This window comes from Candidatus Caccoplasma merdavium, assembly GCA_018715595.1.
Classification (GTDB): domain Bacteria; phylum Bacteroidota; class Bacteroidia; order Bacteroidales; family UBA11471; genus Caccoplasma; species Caccoplasma merdavium.
This window is the reverse complement of record DVLI01000007.1, coordinates 44,933-67,122: the sequence shown is the minus strand read 5'-3', so window position 1 is coordinate 67,122 and position 22,190 is coordinate 44,933. Positions and strand designations below refer to the sequence as shown.

Below are 22,190 nucleotides of genomic sequence, written 5' to 3'. Positions count from 1 at the left end.
CGTTATTTATTGCAAAACCATGTTGCGTTTCCGACCACAGACATTCATCGTGGGACTCTGTTTTTGCCTCCTCTCCATAGGGGCCTACGGAGAAAAGAAAGCCTTGCTGATTGTCCACACCAACGACATTCACAGCCAGATTCTCCCCACCGACCGCCACGATACCCTGCCCGACCTGGGCGGTGCACTACGACGCCAAGCGCTTATCGACAGCCTGCGCCACACGGGCAAGGCCGTGCTCCTCGTCGATGCCGGCGATGCCGTGCAGGGAACAGCGTTCTACCCCACCTACCACGGCGCGGCCGAAATGGCCCTCATGAACCATTTGGGATATGACTTCATCACACCGGGAAACCACGAGTTCGACTATGGCCCGGCATCGCTGGCCGCCATGTATGCAAAGGCGCAGCCCACCATCGTGAATTGCAACTACGGAGTGTCAGGAACGCCGTTGGAGGGTTGTTTCTCGGCAGGAGTCATCAAAGAAATCGGTGGCTGGAAAGTGGGCATCACAGGCGTCGGTGTCGACCTGAAAACGCTGGTCGACCCGCAAAAAAATGCCGGCGTCGTCTATCGCGATGCCATCGCGGCGGCATCACGCACGGCCGACAGTCTGAAACGCCACGGAGCCGAAATCGTCGTGGTACTCTCCCATCTGGGCATCGACGACGACCGGAAACTGGCCCGGTCCAGCCGAGCCATCGACATCATCATCGGAGGACATTCCCACACCCTCCTGCCGGCTCCGCTCCCGGTCATCAACCAAGCGGGGGAGAAGGTACTCATCGGCCAAACGGGGAAAAGAGGTCTCTATGTCGGAGTCATCGAATGCCAGGAAAACAGCCGGCAGGGCTACCTCATCGACCTTTCGGCCCGTTACGACGGGAGAGCCGATTCCACGACAGTCGCCCTCATCGAGTCATACCGTCGCCCGATGGAGGAGCGATATGGAGAGGTTGTCGGGAAATCTCCCGTCACCCTGACACGCAAAAACGACCTCCCCGACCTCACGGCCGAAGCCCTCGTGCAACAAGCCCGGCGGGAAGGGCGGCCCTGCGACTTCGGCATCATCAACCCGGGGGCCATGCGCTGCGACCTCGGCGCGGGAGAAATCACCCGGGGAGATATACTGGCGTGCTATCCTTTTGAGAACCGGCTCTGTTACATCACCCTGTCGGGGAAAGAGGTAAAACGGCTCTTCAAAATCATTGCCGCGGTCGGACGCCAGGGTGTGAGCCGCGAAGTCGAGTGTGTCGTCACCCCCAGTAAGCGGATAAAACATCTCACCATCGGCGGAGAGAAAATTTCACACCGCCGCCTCTACCATATTGCCACGACCGATTACCTCGCCAACGGTGGCAGCGACCTGACGCCCCTCGCCCGTTGCCGTCGGCGCATCGACACGGAGATGCTCCTCTGCGACCTGATGGCCCGGTACATCGGTGAAATCACGGCCAAGAGAGAGGGCTCCTGGAACAAAACCAGTCAAGAATTACCGCATAAAAAATCGCATCGTCCATGAAGCTAAAAATCTTTTTCCTGCTCACACTGGGAGTCTTCTTCCTCGGCCCGATGCAGGCTGCCCAAATGCCCCGACTGATGCGGGAGACCGACCGACAAGCCATGAACCATTGGGTCGACTCGGTCATGCAACGGCTCTCGGTACCCGAACGCATCGGGCAGCTGTTTGTCGTCGGGGTCGAAAACAACCTGACCGACCGCAACAAGGAGCAACTCAAAAATCTCATCGAGCAGTGCCATGTGGGCGGCCTTCTCTTCTCAAAAGGCTCGGCCATCGACCAGGCGACCCTCACCCATCTCGCCCAGTCGCTCTCGCGCGTGCCGCTGATGATTACCATGGACGGCGAGTGGGGATTGGCCATGCGGCTGAAAGAGACGCCTTCCTTCCCCCGCAACATGACGCTGGGAGCCGTTGCCGACGACTCGCTCATCTATGCCTACGGGCGTGAAATGGGTCGCGCCTGCCGCCGCATGGGCATACAGGTGAACTTCGCCCCGGACCTCGACGTCAACAGCAACCCCCAAAATCCCGTCATCGGCAACCGCTCATTCGGAGAGAGCCCCGACAACGTGAGCCGCAAAGCCCGCCTCTATGCCCAAGGGCTCGAAGACGAAGGCGTCATGGCCGTCGGCAAGCATTTCCCGGGACACGGCGACACGCACGAAGACTCGCATCTCACCGTTCCCGCCGTCGGTCGCAACCGCGCACAACTCGACTCGTGCGAATTATCGACTTTCGACCGCTATATCCGTGCCGGCTTTTCGGGGCTCATGGTAGGACACCTTTCCGTGCCGGCACTCGACAGCACAAGCGGCAAGCCGACCTCTCTCTCGGAACGCATCGTCACCGGATTACTGCAAAATGAGATGGGTTTCGAGGGTCTGGTATTTACCGACGCCCTCGAAATGAAAGGGGCGCTCTCGGAAACCCCGGCCCTCGATGCCCTGCTGGCCGGCAACGACATTCTGCTGAAACCGCTAAAACCCCGAGAAGAGTATGACCAGCTGGTGAAGAGCTACAACGAAGGCACCCTGCCGCAAGAGGTCATCGACCGCCACTGCCGGAAGGTGCTGCAATATAAATATGTGCTCGGCCTCAACGCCCGACAAGAGGTGAAGACCGACTCCCTCCTCGAAGAGTTGAACAGCCTCGAAGCCCACCGGCTCATTCGGCAACTCTCGGCACAAGCCATCACCGTGCTCGAAAACCGGGAAGAGATTCTACCCTTCACCGGTCTCGGCCGGCAAACGTTCGGTGTCGTCACCGTCGGCCGGCAAAATGCCGAACCATTTATCGCCCGGCTGCGAGAATATGCCCCGATAGAGCGCACATGCCGCCTGCACGCCCAATCGAGCGACCAGGAGATAAAACAGTTCATCGATGTCCTGTCGAACAGCACCCACACCATCGTCGCCATCTTCTCCTCCAAAGACGAAGATATAAGAGTCGCCCAGAAAATACTGAAAAAAGCCCAAAACAAGGCATTGGTCTTTTTCACGTCGCCCTATCTTCTCGCCGCCTACGACGACCTCATCGATGAGTCCGAAGCGGTAATCATGGCCTATGAAAACAATCGCGTCATGCAGGAATGCGCCGCCGAAGTGCTTTTCGGGGGAAGTTCGGCCGACGGTAAGCTCCCGGTAAGCACAGGCCGCTATCCGATGGGACACGGCCTATATATTCCCGAATGCCGGCTGGGACACGCCTACCCCGAAGAGGTCGGCATGGACAGCCGCGCCCTCGTTCGCATCGACAGCATCGTACACGAAGGCATCGACAGCATGGCCTTTCCCGGCTGCCAAATCATCATTACACGCCACGGAAAGATTGTCTATGACAAGGCTTTCGGCCATTTCGACTATGAGAAAACCCACCCGGTAAGCACCAACGACCTCTACGACCTGGCCTCCATCACCAAGGCCATGGGCACCCTGCCCGCCATCATGTGGCTCAACGACCACGAGCAGGTGAGCCTCAACGCCCCGCTCTGCTTCTATCTGCCCGAGATGCGCGATTACGGACTCTCGGCCATCTCGCTGCGCCAGACCTTGATGCACGAGAGCGGACTGCCCGCCGGCATCTCCCTGCGCCGGTTGCTCATCGACCCCGACAGCTACTCGGCCCCCCTCCTGAAAAGGGGACGCGACAGCAACTACCCGATACAAGTCGACAAAGAGTGGTATGTGCAACAGGGGTGCCGGCTCAAACCGTGGCTCTTCGACAACCACGCACGGCGGGATTTTCCCCGGCTCATCGCCGACAGCATTTATGCCACACCGACCCTTGCTGACAGCATTTGGCACAAAATCTTGTCGGTATCGCGCAGTGACCGCCGCTACCGATACAGCGACCTCAACTTCGTCATTCTGCAAAAGCTCACCGAGCGAGTCTCGGGCGAACCGCTCGACCGCTTTATCGACCGCCGGCTGTTGCAACCGCTCGGCGCCTACCACATGACCTTTCGACCGAGAGAGAAATTTCCCCTATCGGCCATAGCCCCCACCGAGGACGACCGGCTGTTCAGGCAGCAACTCGTCGTGGGGTACCCCCATGACGAACTGGCCTGCTTCCTGGGCGGCGTAAGCGGGAATGCCGGATTGTTTTCCAACGCCCGGGACATGGCCAAAGTGTTGCAGATGCTCCAAAATGGAGGAAGCTATGGCATGGAAGACTACTTCGAGCCGACCACCGTGCAGAAATTCACCACCGAAAAAAGCACGCTGAGCCGGCGCGGCCTGGGCTTTGACAAGCCCGACACCGAAAGCCCGCAGAAAAGCCCTACTTGCGAAGAAGCCCCCTGCTCGGTCTACGGGCACACCGGCTACACGGGAACAGCCTTCTGGGTCGACCCCGACAACGACATCATCTACATTTTTCTCAGCAACCGGGTCTATCCCCACCGATGGAACACCCGTCTTTTCGACATGAATATCCGCACCCGCATACAATCGGTCATCTATCAATCGCTCACGTCCGCCGCTGAGACGAAACACTAACGCTCATCGGCCGGCTCTCCGCAACGGACAAAGACCGACAACCACTCATCGACCTGACGCGTCGCTCCCGCATCATTTCCGGCCTCGGCAAAATGTCCCTCAGGTATGAAAAAGACCTCCACCGGAGAAATGATGCGCACGCACACCGGCCGCAACATACGCCGCAAGGCCGGCGCCAGACTCACCGCCAACGGCACCGATGTCGCCACAGGCACCAACGTCCGCCCCGAAAACGCCGAGACACCGAAATGCTCAAAAAATGCATGCCATTCACCCGGGAGCAACGGCTCGCTCCAACGGCACGAAACCAGCATCAACACCTCGCAGGGCAACAAGCACCCTGCCGAAACCCCGGCCACCGGCCGCACCTGCCGACGTCTCAGCGACAACCGGTCGCGCAACAAGGCAACCACGTCGGCAACACGGGACGAGGAATCATAAATCACACCTACATTCTCTTTCATATCGCGACAGCTACAAACGATTGTTTATAACGAACATCGCCCGATGCGAAATTGTTTAGCCCGGCCATTCGTTACCGCCCGGCGCATCACAAAAAAAGCGGAAGCGCATCATGCACCTCCGCCCATAAACGTCGATACCCGGCAAGGCATCATGTATATTCGTTGCCAAAGCGGGTCTTGGCATCGTTGACAAACTGCCGTATGCGCTGCTCCTCGCTCTTGCGGCAGATGAGCAACACGTTATCGGTGTCGGCCACGATATAATCTTCGAGCCCGTCGAGAATAACCAGTTTCTTCTCGTTGGTCGATATGATATTGCGATGGCTGTCGTAGCAGGTGGCCCGGCCGTGCAGCACCACGTTCTCGCTCACATCTTTCTGGGAAAGGGCAAAAAGCGAATCCCAAGTACCCACGTCGCTCCAACCGAAGTCGGCACACAAGACATACACATTCTTGGCCTTCTCCATCACGCCGAAGTCGATAGAGATATTGGGGCAGGCAGCCAGTTGTTTCTGCACCACAGGTACGCTTTCGTAACGGCCGAAACTGTCGGTACAGGTTTCAAAACGCATCGAAACCTCGGGCAGATATTGACCGATGGCATCGATGATCGACGAAGCCTTCCAAATAAAGATGCCCGAATTCCAGAAAAACTCCCCGCTGTCGACAAAAATCTGTGCCAACTCGCGATTGGGTTTCTCGGTAAACGTCTTCACCGAACGTATGGCGCCCAACGACTCATCGCCTATCTGAATGTAACCATAACCGGTCTCGGCCCGCGTGGGCTTCACGCCCAACGTGAGAAGAGAAGGGTGCGACTCGACAAAATCCATACCCTGGCGAATGGCTTCGCTGAAAACCTCTTCACGCAAAATCACATGGTCAGAAGGCGAGACAATCATCGTCGCCTCGGGGTCGATGGCCCGCACATGATAAGCCGCCCACGCCACACACGGAGCCGTGTTGCGCCGCTGCGACTCGGCCAAGATGCGCTCACGGGGGACTTGGGGCAACTGCTCCATGACCAAGTCGACATACTGCTCGTGCGTCGAGATGAAAACATGCTCGGGCGGCACAATAGCGGAAAAACGGTCATACGTCATCTGCAAGAGCGAACGCCCCATGCCGAAAAGATCGAGGAACTGTTTGGGGCGGTCGGCCCGGCTGAAAGGCCAAAAACGGCTGCCGACGCCGCCGGCCATAATCACACAATATCGGTTGTTTCCCATACCAGAAATGTATATCAAAAGTTGATACGGCTAATATACTACTTTATTTGGACTCTTCCTCCCGCGAAAAGAATTTTTTTAGATAAAAAACAACCTTTTCGACACCCCCGCGCAAGAGCCGCACGCCGCACAACAAGAGCCGGCACGGCAACCCACCGCGTCACCCCATCGACCAACCCGCACAATTACGCCCCACCCTCCCGACACGAGACAAAAGTTCCACCCCACGGCAAGGCAGGGAGCAGCCCTACCGGCCACCCCACGTCGCCATAAAACAACCCGGCGGGAAAGAGAAAAATAAAAAAACGCAAAAACATTTGTGGATTATAAAAGAATCGTTACCTTTGCAACGCTTTACCGGGCCCAGATGGCGGAATCGGTAGACGCGCTGGTCTCAAACACCAGTGGATTCACTTCCATGCCGGTTCGATCCCGGCTCTGGGTACGAAGATAAAGGATAAGTAGTTGATAACAAACGACTTATCCTTTTATTCTTTTAAGAATGTTCCCGTTTTGTTCCCACAGAGCAGTGACTTAGGGGTATTCTAAAAGGAAATAACAATAATTTGATACGAACTAATATGATTAGAAGTTCTGAACTTGTTGATAAATTGGTGGCTGACCTTCACTTCCATAAATTTTTTTATGTAGAAGAAGGGGATAATATGTTTACCGACAGGAATGAAGTTCTGTCTCATATGGAATCTTTTATTTCGAGTTTGGGGCTTGCGAAAGATTTAAATGTCCATACTGATTTCTTTCATGGAGGTTCTGTTGTTAATAGCAGTAAGATTGACCACATTTACCAATATATTGATGATGTCTTTATTGATTATTTCTTTAGGACATATAATTTTAAAGAAATAATATTCCCTAAGGGATTTTGTTATGAGCAGATAACTCCTAAAGGGATTGTCCATCCTGAAGGTGAAATTGTTATTCATTTAAATAACCTGTACGATAGATGCACGTTTGTTAATAATATATGGCGTTTGTTCGGGCTTGATAATTACCTATTTACCGTCTTTCCTAAGAACGGATTTATTAAACAGTTCTATCTTGATAGAAAGGTTTTTGGATTGCATACTGAATGTGGGGTTCTGTTAAATGAAATACCGTTCAATAAGGAATTCGATGAATACTTAGATAGGTATTATACCGGAAAGAGCTATATAAACCCACTATTTCGCGGAATTGAAATCTTTAAGTATGCGAGATTCTTATATGAAGAATGCGAACATTCCATATATAATTGCCACCCGTCATATCAACTTAAAATTCATAATTTCAGCTGTGGATTCTCCCAGATAAGAGAAAATCACCTCTTTGGAGAATACACTATTGAAGACATCTTGTTTATCTACGCTCTACTTACCGATAAATTCATTCTGACTGAAGATGCTTTTCTTTTAAGTATCTGCCATTGTCTTGGAAAGAAGATAGAGAATGATATTCTTGTGGCTTTTATTGGATATGAGGCACTGACTCAAGACTACCATATGATAGAGCCTTATATATGCAGTAAAGATTTGTATCTCCGTTTTGCGAGCCATACCAAGAGTAAGGCTTTTAACTTCATTAATATGAATGATGCTGTTGATTACATACAGTTGTTCCAACAAGAACCTGTACCACTTATCAGAATAGGCAATACCATGCCATTACCTTATTTGTATGAAAAGCTTAATCAATAAACATAAAAACCATGTACGTAGAAATCATCGACAAAGGAGAATGCTTCTCCACAACAATGGAATTTATAAATGGCGTTTATGCCAATAAAACTGAATGGGCAAAATACAATTTTTACCCAAAAAACGGTATGGTGGGCGAAGTCGTAAAGAGAACGCCTTCTGCTTATATCGTGAAAATAGGAGAAGGAATATACGTGCCAATGACAAGAAAAGGCATTAAAGAAATAACTTATGAAGAATACTTGGCAGGCCAACCTAATAATGTATGTAACGGCATGGACGAAAGGCAAAAACGAATAAACGAACAAGTGGATGACTTTAATGTCCAGACTGGATATGATTGGCAGCATTTGCCTGATATGCGTATGTATTTTAAACAAGACGTAATCCAAAACATTACGAAACTAACGTGTGATTTTAAACGCAATATATTCCTGCCTGACCTTGAAAAATCCGCTGTCATATACGCTGTTGATATGTGTTTGGAATATCGTAACAAATCAGGCCGTAATCTTGCACCAATGACTGTTAAGGATATATCAAATCAGGTTTGTGATGTTTATATGGAATTATTTAACGGCCAATTTCTTCAATCAAGTAAGGATAAATGTTTGCAACAAATTTCTGATATGGTTATGAAACCAAACGCTCAAGAAATTGTCGATGAATATTATCAACAAGTTAACATCAGGTATAGTTGGTCATAAATTATCCCCTATTCTTATGCCAATGCACATACACATCCCGTATCGAAATATCATGGTTAAGATATGCCTTACTGATTTCGGTAGGAAGTATATAAGCCGGATAGTCGGCAACCTTGAAATGCCAGTAGATGCCTCTGTTGTCGGGATAAATCCGACAGTTGTGCCGCTCACAGAAAAGGCGTTCACCCTCGGCGGTATAAAGGTAATAGGTATTTGTCACTTTATGTAATTCCGTGGTCTTCTCTTGAAGCTCACATACTTTTGCGGCAAGCTGTTTCCGTGTCTGTTTGTCCTCAATGTACTCCAAGATGACCTGTGACTTGTCGCGCCGGGTACCGCCTAAAAATTGGCGGGCGCAATCCTTGCATTTATATTGTTTTTTCCTGCCTCTCAAGCCGTTCCTGATCACATTGGGAGACCCGCAGAAAAAGCATTTTTTAACCATATCAGTAATAATCTTCGCAAAGATATTAAAATCAGTGCCTTGCAGAGGTTTTATCCTATTTTTTGTCGACTAAGCCAAAGAAATTGGATAGAAAAAGCGGCTCTTCAAGCACAGATATGTAGGCTCTATTGCCAAGCCTTCCAGGTACATTCTCCCACTTCCATGTGGGTAAACTCGGCCGTAAATGTGTGCTGTGAGGGACTGGCTGCATAGATTCCAAACGAGATTTCTCCATCGCCATGAAACAAATGGCACACACGCATCTGCTTGAAATCGATACCGTCGAGGCTCGTTTCGATATAATAATCACTTTCGCGGCGACTCAGGCGATACCATATTTCATGTATCGAAGCGGGAATATCTTGCGTCGCCCAGTCGGAATAACCGTTATTGGTCACCACGCTGCCAAGCCGCTGGAAGCGGTCGTTTTCGTACTCGACCGAGGCTTTTATCCAGTTATCGCTATCCAAGTAGACGGCAATGCCGCACTGGTCGAACAGGACAGAGGTATTGAAAACCGTCTTGACCGTAAACGAGAAATATTTCTGTGTCGTCTTCATCTGCAACACGGGAGCATTGTCGTTCCGGAATCCGTAATAGGTCCGCTGCCAAAGGTCGGTATGAGGTTCGGTCTCTATCGTAATGAGCGCATCTGAGATAGAGTAGCGTCGAGGTTCATGTATCCAATAGAGGTTTTCTTGGGTAAATGTTTTCACGATAATAGTTTTTTAAGGAATAACATAAATTGGGGGCAGGAACTATCCAAAATGAGAAACGCCACCCAATATCCTTCTCGGGGGAAGAATAACTCTTCCACTCACACAAACGGACGACAATCAGGCCGAGAGGTGCTCGATGAGGACTTTGAGTCCGATGGCGAAGAGTATGATGCCGCCGAGCAGGTCGGCATGGATTTTCCGGGCATAACTGCCGCACTTCACGCCAAGTGAAACGCCCACGAGCGACATCAGAAACGACACCAGCCCGATGACGCCCAACGGATAGGGCAGGTCGCGCCAGTCGCTCATGCCCACGCACACAAACGATATGCCCACGGCCAAGGCGTCGATGCTGGTGGCGACGGCCATCATGAGTATCACTTTGAGGCTGGCGGGGTCGAAATGCTTTTCGTCTTCGGCCTTGAACGACTCGACAATCATGCGTATGCCCAGGAAAGCCAGTATCCCGAAGGCTATCCAGTGGTCGACACTCTCTATCAAGTGACGGAAATAACGGGTTCCCAACCAGCCGAGAAAGGGATTGAGGGCTTGAAACAGACCGAAAAAGAAAGCCATCGTCAACATGGGTTTCCATCGGAGTTTTCCCCAAATGATTCCGCTCGTAATCGACACGACAAAACAATCCATCGCCAGCCCTACGGCCAACGCCCAAATTTCTATTTCTGTCATAATGTAGTGTTCAAAAAAAATAAACGACAACCCGACAAGGACTTCCGCACAAAGGGTATAGTATCGCAGGATTGCCCGTACAAAGGTAAGCGATAGAGGTCTTGCCTGCAACTTTTGGCGGGAGAGATTATCGGGTCAAGGCTATATTACTCGTGCCCGATATGCTCTTTCCCACGCCGGGAAAAAGGGAATGTCCGCGATAAAGATAAAAAATTCGCGGGAGCCGAGACATCATAAAGGGGGGGCTTGGGTCCCCGATTGCGTCGGGAATGGAGGCACAAGAAAGGCATTCGGCCGAAGAAAACGGGCCGGCCGTGACATAAACAAAAAATCGGACGTATCTTTGCCGGGTAAAAACCGTTTTTCGACAAGTACAATTTCAGAACCCCTCCACACGCCGTATGATAAAAACTCTTATTTTCGATTTCGGTGGCGTCATCGCCACCCTCAGCCGCGAAAATGCCGTAGCGGCCTTTGCCCGCTTGGGACTCACCGACGCCGACACTCGACTCGACAAGTACCACCAGTCGGGCATCTTTCAGGAACTGGAAGAGGGCAAGCTCGATGAGGCCGGTTTCCGGGCCGAACTGGGTCGTCTCTGCGGCCGGGAACTGACGTTTGAAGAGGTCAAGAGCGCTTGGCTGGGATTTTTTGTCGAGGTGCCGACCGCCATTCTCGATTATCTCGAAACACTGAAAAAGCGGTATCGCATACTTATCCTGAGCAACACCAACCCCTATGTGATGTCTTGGGCTTGCAGCGCCGACTTCTCTCCCTCGGGAAAATCGCTCACCGACTACGCCGACCGCCTCTACCTCTCCTACCAAATAGGGTACACCAAACCGGCTCCCGAAATCTTCAAGCACCTCATCACAGCCGAAGGACTGCGTCCCGAAGAGGCGCTCTTTGTCGACGACGGCGCGTCGAACATAGCGCGAGGGGAAGAATTGGGGTTCCAGACCTTCTGCCCGGCAAACGGGAGCGACTGGCGTGCGAATTTGGCTACACGACTCGATGCCGACCGCGCAAAAACGTCGGAATAAAAAAGGGGAAGATGCGGCCTTGGGCCCGATCCGGCAAGGGTGTCGGGACAGAGGGAGAGGGTGACGAGAGTCAGTTTTCCTTTCTGTCTTCGCCGCCGGTTTCGCCCGAGAGGACAGGAAGACATATCTGGTACTTCACCGCGAGAATGCGGGTGACAAAGACCCCGACACCGCCCACAATCTGGCAGATGTACGGCTCCATGCCCAACAGGTCGAAGAACCAGTAAAACACCCCGCCCACGACACAGGCCATGGCATAAATTTCCTTTCGGAAAATCAGCGGGATTTCATTGATAAACACGTCGCGCAACACACCTCCGGCAGCACCGGTGATGCTGCCCATGATAATCGCCACCCAAAACGGGTACCCGGCCGTGAGGCTCTTGCCCACGCCGACCACCGTGAAGAGGGCCAAACCGATGGTATCGAAAATAAAGAACGTGATGTCGAGACGCACCAGCCGTTTTTCAAAGACAATGACCCACACCAACGCCAATGCCGTACAGATGAGATACATGGGATTCTCCATCCACGCCGGTGTAACATCGAGCAACAGGTCGCGTATCGTACCGCCGCCAATGGCCGTGACAAACCCCACGACATAAGCGCCAAACCAGTCGAACCGCTTGGCCGAGGCCAACCGTATGCCACTGATGGCAAAGGCAAATGTCCCGATAAAATCGAGAATCTGTACGAATGTAGGCATCAACATAGGGCAGGCCGCTAAATATCCTTGGCATAAGCACGGCGGCGCTTGTGCTGCTGCTGCTCAAAATATTGCCACTGTTGTTGCACCTTGTTGTTGGTGACAATTTCGGGATTACTCTCGGCATATTTGAAGCCGTCCTTGATAAAGTTGGGCAGAATATCGTCGAAGAGCAGGGCATTGGCTCCCAGGTTCTGATAGTTGGGGTGTATGGCCACCAAGAGCAAATCGACAATGTCGTTCTTCCCTTTCATGGCTTTGAGCAGATGGATAAATCCGAAGGGGAACAAGCGGCCTTTGGCTTTCTGCAATGCCCGACTCATCGAGGGCATGGCAATGCCCACACCTATCAACTCGTCTTTCTCGTTGACGATGAGCGAGAGGTGTTTAAGGCTCACAATCGGGATATACATCTTCACATAGTGCTCGATTTGCCGGGGCGTGAGCGTCGAGTAACCATACAGGTTCTTGTAAGCCTCGTTGATGAGCTCGAAAATCTGGCGGCCATAATCACGGGCCAACTTATGGATATTGGTATATTCCTTGATGATGCTGCGCAGATGATATTTCTGGCGCACGATTTCGGCAATGCGGGCATGCTTTTCCGACATGGTAGGGGGAACCGTGAGCTTGAACTCCACCCATTCGCATTCGGGGGTGAAACCGCGGCGCTCGATGTGGTCGACATAGTAGGGATAGTTGTAGATGGTCACCATGGTACCCAACTGGTCATATCCCTCGACGAGCAGCCCTTCGGGGTCCATGTCGGTAAATCCCAGCGGGCCCACCAGCCGATTCATGCCTTTGCCGCGCGCCCACGCCTCCACGGCATCGAAAAGGGCATCGCTCACACGGGCATCGTCGACAAAATCGACAAAGCCGAAACGGGCTTCGGACTTTCCGGTCTTCTTATTGAGGTTGTGATTGATGATACCCGTTATGCGACCCACCGGTTTCTTTCCTTCATAGGCCATGTAATGCACCGCTTCGCAAAAATCATAGGCCGGATTCTTGGCCGGTGTAAAAGTATCGAGTTCATCGACAATCAACGGTGGAACCTTGTAGGGATTGTTTTTATAGAGGTCGATATTGAACTGCACATATTTTTTCAGGGCGCGACGTCCCGTTATTTCACGAATCGTTATGGGTTCCATGCATACATTATTTTAGGCTGGCAAAAATAGCAAAAAAAGCAAACATAATGTCAAAAAACCTAATAAAATTTAAAAAGTGAAGGCCAAAGTACAAAGCGCCAGATGCCGGACGTCCAAGCCTCGATTTCCTGAATCAAGCAGACGCCCTTCCTCGGGTCACAAGCGAAGTTTGAGACCGGCCAAGACCGTATCGGGACGCAGGTTGAAGACGGCGTTCATCTCGCCGGCCATGCAGAGCCCGCAATCGTCGCAAATGCCGAGTTCTTCGCCGGCACAGTTCGCACGTCGATGGTCGGCATAGATAAAGTTGGTCACCCAGCAACGCCGCTTGAAGCGGTTGTGCTTCATTAGCCGCAGGCCCGAGACCGAGTTCATGACAGGATAACCCTGCCGCTTCATGGCGATGACGGTGTCGATGACGGCCTCGCGCTGTGCCTGCGTAATCATGAGATTCTCGGCGTCGGGGAAAGGGGTATAGAAATTGATGGAGATGCTCTCTATGGCGGGATTCTCCTTGACATAGCGTATCGTGTCGGCAACCGACTCCCAGTTGTACTTGTTCACCACCATGTTCACGCTCAGATGCGGGTGACCGCAGGCCGCAATATTTTTTTCGAGACGGGCAAAAGTGCCCTCGCCGCGTATCGTCTCGTGATACTTGCCATACCCGTCGAGACTCACCCAAATGCTGTCGGCCCGCACACCGGAGAAAGGCAACTGGGCATTGGTGGTAATCGTGGCCGAGAAAAAGCCCACCTCACGGGCCAGGTCGAGAAGGTCGTTGATGCGATAATCGCCATCGCGCCACAACATCACCTCGCCCCCCTCGAAGTCGACAAAACGGGAACCCAAACCGTAGGCATATTCCAATTCGCGACGCACTTCCTCATAGGACATGGTGTGCGGATTGGAACGGGCATAGACCGAGCAGTGCTTGCACGCCAGGTTGCAACGGTCGGTAATGAAAAGCACGGTTTGCAACGGCCGTTTCCGGCCCAAGAACCTGGCGCCGAAAAACCACCGGGCCAAATAGAACATCTGCGAGAGTTTCATCATCAAGCGGTTATTTGAAGAATTACATTTGCAAGCAACAGAAGCAACGCGAAAAAAGAAATCAGGTTACGAGCCATCAGCCAGCGGTACATAAACCAGTCGATGCCGGCTGCACGATAGGCATCGAAACGCCCCATAGGACCATACCACCAGCGCAGTCGCAGAGCGTCGTGACGGCCGGCCGTGAAACGGCAAATCGAGCGCCACAGGGTAACGGCCATCGGCAACAGGAGAAGGACGCAAAGGTATGCCCACGGCAGGACGCCCGCCGCCACGCCGGCCAGCACCAGCACAAAGGGAAAGAAGTTGAAGACCGCCGATGCGACCCGGCGAGCCCGGGGGGTCTTCAACAACGCGGCCAAGGTCGTCTTTCCCATGCGGGTATCGGCTTGCAGGTCGAGCACCGAATGCGAATAGAGGATATTGGTCACCAAAAAGCCCACGGCCACACCTACCAACACGAGCTCGACATCGACGACACCACATGCGGCACATTGCATGCCGGCCATGAGGAGCGGGCCAAAGATGAGCCCGATGAGCAATTCGCCATATCCGTAATAGCCCAACTGTAAAGGCTTTCCCGAATAAGAGATGCCCAAAACCACCGCAATCAAAGCAATGACAAGGGGCGTTTCGCCCCGCATGGCCACGATGACCACTCCCGCGGCAACAGCACAAGCGAAGAATACGGCAATGGCTCCCACGAGTTCCCTCACCGAAGCCAGCCCCAAGGTAAGATAGGGGTACTTCGCCACCCGGGCCCGTACACCGTCGGCCGCCAATCGGAGACGTTTTTCCCCGCTCCCCTCCCGGTAATCGAAATAATCGTCGAGAAGATTCATGCCCAGGTGCACGCATATCACACCAAATAAAGCGACACAGGAGAGCCCCCACGAAAACGACTCATGGGTCCACGACATACTCACGGCCAAAAGTGCAGGCAGGAGACTCTGCGGCAAGGAGATGTGCCGCGCGTTTTTTATCCAGAAAGCGACTTTGTTCATAAGGGGGGGGGCGAATGTACAAAAAAAGTATCGTATCCCCACCATCGACTCACAAAGTTTCACACAGCCCGCCTCGGGCAAGGAGACGCGACAGGCGATTGTCGCCCCCCGAAAGGAGGCGGATTTTGGCAGGTAAAGAGAGCAATTCGCGACAACAAAAACAAAAAATATCCTTGATTAGAGAAAAATTTCCTTAATATGACGATTCCGTATTGGAAAATAGATTACCTTTGTAGTCGATTTAGAAGAAAGAAATCGAATTTAAAATTTTCATAGGTCAAATTAATTTTAACAGCAATGAAATTGGACTTAACAAAGTATGGAATTGAAGGTGTAAAAGAGATTATCCACAACCCTTCGTATGACGAACTTTTCGCCGAAGAGACCAAACCGGGTCTTGAAGGTTATGAAAAAGGACAGGTTACCGAACTGGGCGCAGTAAACGTAATGACCGGTATCTACACCGGACGTTCGCCCAAAGACAAATTCCTCGTTATGGACGAAACCAGCAAAAATACCGTTTGGTGGACGTCTGACGAATACAAAAACGACAACAAACCCGTTACCGAAAAGGCTTGGGCTACCCTGAAAGAACTCGCCGTAAAAGAACTCTCCAACAAAAAACTCTATGTGGTAGACTGCTATTGCGGCGCCAACGAAGCTACCCGCCTGAAAGTGCGCTTCATCATGGAAGTAGCATGGCAGGCTCACTTCGTGACCAACATGTTTATCCGTCCCGCCAAAGAAGAGTTGGAAAACTTCGAGCCCGATTTCGTTGTTTACAACGCATCGAAAGCCAAAGTAGAGAACTATAAAGAACTCGGCCTCAACTCCGAGACCGCCGTTGTCTTCAACCTCACCACCAAAGAGCAGGTAATCCTCAACACCTGGTACGGCGGCGAAATGAAGAAAGGCATGTTCTCGATGATGAACTACTTCAACCCCCTGCGCGGCATCGCCTCGATGCACTGCTCGGCCAACACCGACATGGAAGAGAAGAGCTCGGCCATCTTCTTCGGTCTCTCGGGAACCGGTAAAACCACTCTTTCGACCGACCCCAAACGTAAACTCATCGGCGACGACGAGCACGGCTGGGACAACGAAGGCGTGTTCAACTACGAAGGCGGTTGCTATGCCAAGGTCATCAACCTCGACAAAGAGAGCGAGCCCGATATCTACAACGCCATCAAACGTGACGCCCTCCTCGAAAACGTTACGGTCGATGCCAACGGCAAAATCGATTTCGCCGACAAGAGCGTAACCGAGAACACCCGCGTTTCCTACCCCATCTACCACATCGAAAACATCGTTAAGCCCGTATCGAAAGGCCCGCACGCCAAACAAGTCATCTTCCTCTCGGCCGATGCCTTCGGCGTACTGCCCCCCGTTTCGATTCTGACTCCCGAACAAGCTCAATACTACTTCCTCTCGGGCTTCACCGCCAAACTGGCCGGTACCGAGCGTGGTATCACCGAGCCTACCCCCACCTTCTCGGCTTGCTTCGGTGCCGCCTTCCTTTCGCTGCACCCCACCAAATATGCCGAAGAACTCGTGAAGAAGATGAACATGACCGGTGCCAAGGCTTACCTCGTGAACACCGGCTGGAACGGTACCGGAAAACGTATCTCGATTCGCGACACCCGCGGTATCATCGACGCTATCCTCGACGGTTCCATCGAAAAGGCTCCGACCAAAACGATTCCCTACTTCGACTTCACCGTACCCACCGAGTTGCCGGGTGTTGACCCCAAAATCCTCGACCCGCGCGACACCTATGCCAACGCATCGGATTGGGACGTTAAAGCTCAGGATTTGGCCGGACGCTTCATCAAGAACTTCGCCAAATTCACCGGAAACGAAGCCGGAAAAGCTCTCGTGGCTGCCGGCCCGAAACTCTGATAAAAGAGATTCCCCATACCAAGGGCTGTGCTACAAAGCACAGCCCTTTTTATTTCTGCCAAGAGGAGAAAGCTCGGTCGCCAAAGGGCACAACACCCCTCAACTTCACTGCCGGGAACAAACATTCGGGGGCGCCGACTGTTATATCGGTAAGCGATAAATTTTTTATGTCATGAAAATCCAAAAAATCAAGAGCCGGGAAATACTCGATTCCCGGGGAAACCCGACCGTCGAGGTCGAGGTGTATGGCGAAAATGGGGTGATGGGGCGTGCATCGGTGCCCTCAGGAGCTTCGACCGGCAGCAACGAAGCCCTCGAACTGCGCGACGGAGACAACCGCCGTTACGGAGGGAAAGGGGTGGAACAGGCCGTGGCCAACGTCAACGGAGAGATTGCCGATGCCCTCGAAGGGTGTTGCCTCTTCGACCAAATGGGTATCGACCAGCGCATGGTCGAGCTCGACGGCACCCCCAACAAATCGCGACTGGGTGCCAACGCCATATTGGGCGTTTCACTGGCCACAGCCCGTGCCGCAGCCGCAGCCTGCGGACGTCCGCTCTATGCCTACATCGGAGGCATCGACAGCCATGTGCTGCCGGTACCCATGATGAACATCGTCAACGGGGGCTCCCACTCCGACGCCCCCATCGCCTTTCAGGAGTTTATGATAAGGCCGGTCGGAGCCCCGACCTTGCGCGAGGGGGTGCGCATGGGAGCCGAGACCTTCCACGCGCTGAAATCGACGCTCCACGACCGCGGTCTGAGCACGGCCGTAGGCGATGAAGGCGGATTCGCCCCGGCATTCCGGAGTACCGAAGATGCCATCGAAACAATCCTGGACGCCATAGAGCGTGCAGGATACCGCCCCGGCACCGACATGAAGTTGGCCCTCGACTGTGCCGCAACAGAATTTTACCACGACGGGCTCTACGACTACACGCGCTTCGAAGGCAAGAAGGGCGCCAAACGCACCCCGCAAGAACAGGCCGAATACCTGCACACGCTCATCTCACACTACCCCATCGACTCCATCGAAGATGGCATGAGCGAGAACGACTGGAAAGGCTGGCAACTCCTCACCGGCCTCATCGGCGACCGCTGCCAACTGGTGGGCGACGACCTGTTTGTCACCAACGTCACCTATCTCGAACGCGGCATACGCGAGCATTGCGGCAACGCCATTCTCGTGAAGGTAAACCAGATAGGCACGCTCACCGAGACCTTGCGCGCCGTGGAGATGGCACAGCGCAACGGCTACAACGCGGTCATCTCTCACCGCTCGGGCGAGACCGAAGACACCACCATCGCCGACATCGCCGTCGCCACCAACGCAGGACAGATAAAAACCGGTTCGCTCTCGCGCACCTACCGGCTGGCCAAGTACAACCGCCTGCTGCGCATCGAAGAAGAGTTGCAAGGCAATGCCACCTACGGATACCGTCGGTTGTAAAAGCGGGAACGGCGTGCCTCCGCACAGGAGACAGGGGTCGCGGCGGTCCCGAATTTGAGACCTCCCCGGCCGCAACCCTCCCGACATTCCTTCCACACAATAAGAAGAAGAGCCGAAAAATTCCTATTTCGGCTCATCTTCTTATTGTAATAAAACGGGAGAGATTACTTCTTGTCGGGTGAGATTGTCGGGTGATGCTCCGCCGCGCTGCGCATGCTGTATTCGCAGCCGCAATAGGTCTGATTGTAGAAGTCATAGGCGGCAATCAACTCGCGACGCCGCTCCTGCAAACCGCCCCGGCGCCAGTTCTGCTCCCAGAACACGACGCCCGGCACCTCGCCGGCCACCACGCGGCCGGCCATGTTGATTTGGTTCAGGTCTTTCCAGCGCGACGAAGCCAGGGTCGTCGTAAAGAGCGCGAACCCGTGGTCGGCCGCATATCGGGCCGCCCGACGCAGACGGGTGGTAAAACAACGCAGACAGCGGGCTCCCCGCTCGGGTTCCCCTTCGAGACCGCACATCTCGGCCACCCAGCCGTCGTGGTCGTAGTCGTCGTCGACAAAATCGAGCCCCAGCCGCCGGGCATGACGTATGCACTCGGTCTTGCGCCGCTCATACTCCTCGCGCGGATAAATATTGGGGTTGCAGAAAAAGAGGGTGGGGCGCACCCCGTTGTCGAGCAGGCACTCGACAATCGCCGACGAACACGGCGCGCAACAGCAGTGCAGCAGCACCTCCCGGGCATCGCCCGGCACTTCGAGATGAATCACAGGTTTCATGCCGCAAAAGTAATCATTTCTTTGCTCGGTTGTCATTGAAAAGCAGAACTACTGTCCACAGAAGCGGCGCCATGGGGCCATCGCTCACTCGCAGCAGCCGGGCACGCCGTCGGACGAAAGGGTCTCGGCCGAGATTCTCAGACGGGTCTCGGAACTGTTGTTGTAGAACGATACCCAGGCACGGCCCGTCGAGTCGGTCTTCACGTCAGGGTCCCAATAAAGGGTGCGGCGGAAGTCGCTCTCGTCGGGCAAAACACCCACACCGTAATCGACATGGAAAAATTCTTTCGGGACGGAGTATCCCTGCAACGTCGTGGCCCGATACCCTTTTTTATAGTTCTTGCGCTCTTGGGGCGGATAGGCATACAGACGAATCGCCACGTTTGTGGCATGCTCGACAATTTCCATCTTCTTCACGTCATCGAGCGAAATCTTGTCCAAGTCCCAATAATCCTTATCGAAATAATAATATCCGTCACTCCCGTACTGATAAAAAGCGAAGTAGGCTCTTTTGCCTTTGTACCAATACTGGGGAGTTGCCGTGTAGCCGTCTTTGGACCATTCATACGAAATGGTGAAAAACGGATTTATCTGTTCGAGGAAAGCCGGGAAATCATCGGTATAGTGGCGCACCTGCGAGTCGATGAGTTTGTCTTCTTCCTCGGCAACGACATATTCGACAGACGCGCGACGGTCAAGCCCCCGCACACGCAAGGCATTCACGTCGACCTCGGAGAGTTGATACACGATAGCATCATCATCAAGGTCGCTATTGTCGACGGTATCGACAGGGAAGGATCTCACCTGAATCTCTTCGAGCGGGTTCATCACCGTATCGGGCAGCGTCGTCATCAGCGGCGGATAGGCCAAGGCGGGAGGCGAGAAACTCCGGTCGAGCTCTATGCCATAGGGTTTGTTCTTTTTCTTGCCCCGACGATTTGTTATTTGGGTTTGCAGCACCAGGTTACTGCTTTCCCATATATCGCTGTCGGAGAGGAAAACAAATCCGCCGTCCTCATCGGTAAAGGCTTTTCCATGCCGACTGGTTACGGGCGAATAGATCCACACCGATACCTCTACACCGGCTTTGGCTTTTGCCCCGAAAAGGTGGTAATCATATACATTTCCCTTGACCACGATACCCTCCTCGACAAAATGCTCAGGCTCGAAAGGTTCCACTCCGGCCTGCTGGCGCCACTCGTAGCGGCGCCAGCCCTGCACCAGCATGAGCAGGTCGAGGTCTTCGCGGTGGCGGCGGTCGTCGGCCTCGAAATAGTAGGGAATGTCTTCGATGTAGCCTTTGAGGTCCGACTCCAACAGGAGATTGCTCACCACCTGGCTCTGGTAATAGGTGGGCACCTCGGTGGCATAATCGCGCACCGACAGGGAGAAGTCGCCCTCGACGGGATTGCCCCGCTCATCGCACATCGTAAAACCGAGGTTCACGCGCTCCATCGGCGCATAAAGAGGTTTCAGCGAATCGACCGTAATGACGATTTGCCGGTCGCCCCGGTGGAAGGCCAGCCGCTCGGCCAGGACTTCGCCCTGCGAGGTGAAAAGGGTGATTTGTTGTACCCCGGGCTGGAAATTCGCCTTCGGGAGCGCGAGCGACACGAGCGTGTCGCGCCGCATGTCGACCAGCTCAAACGCATGCGCCAGTCCGCGGCAAGCCACCATCAGTCCCACAAACTCCCCCTCGACCGCGGCACTGCGGCGCAGGGTGAGCGACATCTCTTCGCCATTCAGGTTATCGACCGTCATCGTATATCCTTGGGGCTTGGCCGCCGGCAAGGTAAACTGTTTCTGCGAACGGCCATCGGAAATCTTCACTTTACAGGGCTCGTTGCCGGGAGTGACGACAAAACGTCCCATGCCGTTGTGTTGCGTGGTAAACGTCGTCAGCACACGGTCATTGCTGTCGTAAACGCCGCCCGAGAGAGCCACGCCCCGCCCCAGCTTGTCGGTCGCCTTGAAGGCAACCACCGAGGGCAGCCCCTCTACCAGCACGCCTCCCTCGGGGTAGAACGAGAGGTTGAGGTCGTCCATGCCGGACTGCTTCGCACGATAGTTGGGAAGCCTGAACGAACGGGCATACTGGGTGATTCTGTGGTTATACTCGCCGTCTGTCTCCGGACGGTCAAAAACGGGAAAGACCCGCGAAAATACCGTACCTTCCCAGTTGAGCATGGCCCGTGTATAGGCCCGCACCTCATAGAATCCGCCGATGAGCGTCGACCCGGCGAGCAGGAACTCACCGTGGCACTTGCCATCGACAATTTTCAGCTTCTTGGTCTCGACAACGCGCCCTTCGGGGGTCAGCAGCTCGACATAGAGCACCCGGCTCATCTCGGTAGGACGCAACTGGGGCGCCGCCACCACATAAGCCTTGAACCACATGGTCTCACCGAGAAAATAACCCGTGTTGTCGAAGTGCAGATAGACCTTCTCCTGCACATTATAGCGACCGAAGTGATTATACGCCTCGACCAGTCGGGCCATGGCCGACAGCACACTGTCGGGGAAAGCCGACTGTGCCGAAGCCGACAAGGACGAAATAACAAGTAACGTCAGAATCCAAGAAAAACGCCGAAAATTCATAGGCAAACATTTTTCTTAAAGAAAAGAAAAAAATTTTA

The 22,190-nt window shown here is 53.5% G+C and carries 17 protein-coding genes and 1 tRNA gene; 8 read left to right on the top strand and 10 right to left on the bottom strand.

All coding sequences use genetic code 11. The features are described 5' to 3' along the window. Positions 1-19: 19 nt before the first annotated feature. On the top strand, positions 20-1,522 hold the full coding sequence (locus IAD09_01930; protein ID HIT80991.1) for a bifunctional metallophosphatase/5'-nucleotidase: 1,503 nt from the start codon (positions 20-22) through the stop codon (positions 1,520-1,522). Then, a complete protein-coding gene (locus IAD09_01925; GenBank protein ID HIT80990.1) occupies positions 1,519-4,518 on the top strand; it encodes a serine hydrolase in 3,000 nt (999 codons plus the stop codon). Before IAD09_01930 ends, IAD09_01925 begins: the two co-directional genes overlap by 4 nt. Here the strand turns inward: IAD09_01925 and IAD09_01920 are convergent. Together IAD09_01920 and IAD09_01915 are read right to left on the bottom strand one after the other, a co-directional pair. Further along, positions 4,515-4,982: a hypothetical protein gene (locus tag IAD09_01920; GenBank protein ID HIT80989.1), complete on the bottom strand. Its 468-nt coding sequence runs from the start codon at positions 4,980-4,982 to the stop codon at positions 4,515-4,517. The two genes, IAD09_01925 and IAD09_01920, sit on opposite strands and share 4 nt — an antisense overlap. A gap of 149 nt (positions 4,983-5,131) precedes the next feature. Next, positions 5,132-6,211, bottom strand: coding sequence for a mannose-1-phosphate guanylyltransferase (locus tag IAD09_01915; GenBank protein ID HIT80988.1), 1,080 nt, complete (start codon positions 6,209-6,211; stop codon positions 5,132-5,134). Positions 6,212-6,572: 361 nt separating this feature from the next. On the opposite strand from IAD09_01915, the gene IAD09_01910 reads away from it, so the two are divergent. The 3 genes from IAD09_01910 (at position 6,573) to IAD09_01900 (ending at position 8,612) form a co-directional block, all read left to right on the top strand. Next, a tRNA-Leu gene (locus IAD09_01910) sits at positions 6,573-6,656 on the top strand. 136 nt (positions 6,657-6,792) lie between these two features. Further along, positions 6,793-7,905, top strand: coding sequence for a hypothetical protein (locus IAD09_01905; protein ID HIT80987.1), 1,113 nt, complete (start codon positions 6,793-6,795; stop codon positions 7,903-7,905). Between the two features lie 11 nt (positions 7,906-7,916). Next, positions 7,917-8,612 carry a hypothetical protein gene (locus IAD09_01900; protein HIT80986.1) on the top strand — a complete coding sequence of 232 codons (696 nt, stop codon included), beginning with the start codon at positions 7,917-7,919 and terminating at the stop codon, positions 8,610-8,612. Positions 8,613-9,182: 570 nt separating this feature from the next. On the opposite strand, the gene IAD09_01895 is transcribed toward IAD09_01900, so the two are convergent. Beyond that, on the bottom strand, positions 9,183-9,776 hold the full coding sequence (locus tag IAD09_01895; protein ID HIT80985.1) for a DUF1349 domain-containing protein: 594 nt from the start codon (positions 9,774-9,776) through the stop codon (positions 9,183-9,185). A gap of 117 nt (positions 9,777-9,893) precedes the next feature. Next, positions 9,894-10,466, bottom strand: a complete 573-nt coding sequence (locus IAD09_01890) for a manganese efflux pump (protein HIT80984.1) — start codon at positions 10,464-10,466, stop codon at positions 9,894-9,896. Positions 10,467-10,867: 401 nt separating this feature from the next. On the opposite strand from IAD09_01890, the gene IAD09_01885 reads away from it, so the two are divergent. Beyond that, a complete protein-coding gene (locus IAD09_01885) occupies positions 10,868-11,509 on the top strand; it encodes an HAD family phosphatase (protein ID HIT80983.1) in 642 nt (213 codons plus the stop codon). Between the two features lie 70 nt (positions 11,510-11,579). Here the strand turns inward: IAD09_01885 and IAD09_01880 are convergent, their stop codons facing one another. From IAD09_01880 to IAD09_01865, 4 genes are all read right to left on the bottom strand, one after another. Then, the gene (locus tag IAD09_01880) at positions 11,580-12,215 is read right to left on the bottom strand and encodes a trimeric intracellular cation channel family protein (GenBank protein HIT80982.1); all 636 of its coding nucleotides are present in this window, start codon (positions 12,213-12,215) and stop codon (positions 11,580-11,582) included. A 17-nt stretch (positions 12,216-12,232) separates the two neighbouring features. Then, positions 12,233-13,369 carry an N-acetyltransferase gene (locus IAD09_01875; protein ID HIT80981.1) on the bottom strand — a complete coding sequence of 379 codons (1,137 nt, stop codon included), beginning with the start codon at positions 13,367-13,369 and terminating at the stop codon, positions 12,233-12,235. Between the two features lie 156 nt (positions 13,370-13,525). Continuing rightward, positions 13,526-14,422 (bottom strand): radical SAM protein, encoded by an 897-nt coding sequence (locus IAD09_01870; protein ID HIT80980.1) that lies wholly within the window; start codon positions 14,420-14,422, stop codon positions 13,526-13,528. 2 nt (positions 14,423-14,424) lie between these two features. After that, entirely contained in the window at positions 14,425-15,426 is a 1,002-nt protein-coding gene (locus tag IAD09_01865) for a prenyltransferase (protein HIT80979.1), read from the bottom strand. Positions 15,427-15,723: 297 nt separating this feature from the next. Here IAD09_01865 and pckA point away from each other — a divergent pair, with 297 nt between their 5' ends. Continuing rightward, on the top strand, positions 15,724-17,325 hold the full coding sequence (pckA, locus tag IAD09_01860) for a phosphoenolpyruvate carboxykinase (ATP) (protein ID HIT80978.1): 1,602 nt from the start codon (positions 15,724-15,726) through the stop codon (positions 17,323-17,325). A 172-nt stretch (positions 17,326-17,497) separates the two neighbouring features. Next, positions 17,498-18,775: a phosphopyruvate hydratase gene (gene eno / locus IAD09_01855; GenBank protein ID HIT80977.1), complete on the top strand. Its 1,278-nt coding sequence runs from the start codon at positions 17,498-17,500 to the stop codon at positions 18,773-18,775. Between the two features lie 164 nt (positions 18,776-18,939). Here eno and IAD09_01850 read toward each other — a convergent pair whose 3' ends face one another. Continuing rightward, complete coding sequence (locus tag IAD09_01850; protein ID HIT80976.1) at positions 18,940-19,554, bottom strand: epoxyqueuosine reductase QueH; 615 nt, start codon at positions 19,552-19,554, stop codon at positions 18,940-18,942. A gap of 84 nt (positions 19,555-19,638) precedes the next feature. Then, on the bottom strand, positions 19,639-22,152 hold the full coding sequence (locus tag IAD09_01845; protein ID HIT80975.1) for a hypothetical protein: 2,514 nt from the start codon (positions 22,150-22,152) through the stop codon (positions 19,639-19,641). Positions 22,153-22,190: the final 38 nt, after the last annotated feature.

What these genes read in the sequence shown, in the direction of transcription:
- IAD09_01930 (HIT80991.1), top strand. Translation starts at nt 20, where the DNA reads ATGTTGCGTTTCCGACCACAGACATTCATCGTGGGACTCTGTTTTTGC.
- IAD09_01925 (HIT80990.1), top strand. Translation starts at nt 1,519, where the DNA reads ATGAAGCTAAAAATCTTTTTCCTGCTCACACTGGGAGTCTTCTTCCTC.
- IAD09_01920 (HIT80989.1), bottom strand. Translation starts at nt 4,982, where the DNA reads ATGAAAGAGAATGTAGGTGTGATTTATGATTCCTCGTCCCGTGTTGCC.
- IAD09_01915 (HIT80988.1), bottom strand. Translation starts at nt 6,211, where the DNA reads ATGGGAAACAACCGATATTGTGTGATTATGGCCGGCGGCGTCGGCAGC.
- IAD09_01905 (HIT80987.1), top strand. Translation starts at nt 6,793, where the DNA reads ATGATTAGAAGTTCTGAACTTGTTGATAAATTGGTGGCTGACCTTCAC.
- IAD09_01900 (HIT80986.1), top strand. Translation starts at nt 7,917, where the DNA reads ATGTACGTAGAAATCATCGACAAAGGAGAATGCTTCTCCACAACAATG.
- IAD09_01890 (HIT80984.1), bottom strand. Translation starts at nt 10,466, where the DNA reads ATGACAGAAATAGAAATTTGGGCGTTGGCCGTAGGGCTGGCGATGGAT.
- IAD09_01885 (HIT80983.1), top strand. Translation starts at nt 10,868, where the DNA reads ATGATAAAAACTCTTATTTTCGATTTCGGTGGCGTCATCGCCACCCTC.
- IAD09_01880 (HIT80982.1), bottom strand. Translation starts at nt 12,215, where the DNA reads ATGCCTACATTCGTACAGATTCTCGATTTTATCGGGACATTTGCCTTT.
- IAD09_01875 (HIT80981.1), bottom strand. Translation starts at nt 13,369, where the DNA reads ATGGAACCCATAACGATTCGTGAAATAACGGGACGTCGCGCCCTGAAA.
- IAD09_01870 (HIT80980.1), bottom strand. Translation starts at nt 14,422, where the DNA reads ATGAAACTCTCGCAGATGTTCTATTTGGCCCGGTGGTTTTTCGGCGCC.
- IAD09_01865 (HIT80979.1), bottom strand. Translation starts at nt 15,426, where the DNA reads ATGAACAAAGTCGCTTTCTGGATAAAAAACGCGCGGCACATCTCCTTG.
- pckA (HIT80978.1), top strand. Translation starts at nt 15,724, where the DNA reads ATGAAATTGGACTTAACAAAGTATGGAATTGAAGGTGTAAAAGAGATT.
- eno (HIT80977.1), top strand. Translation starts at nt 17,498, where the DNA reads ATGAAAATCCAAAAAATCAAGAGCCGGGAAATACTCGATTCCCGGGGA.
- IAD09_01850 (HIT80976.1), bottom strand. Translation starts at nt 19,554, where the DNA reads ATGAAACCTGTGATTCATCTCGAAGTGCCGGGCGATGCCCGGGAGGTG.
- IAD09_01845 (HIT80975.1), bottom strand. Translation starts at nt 22,152, where the DNA reads ATGAATTTTCGGCGTTTTTCTTGGATTCTGACGTTACTTGTTATTTCG.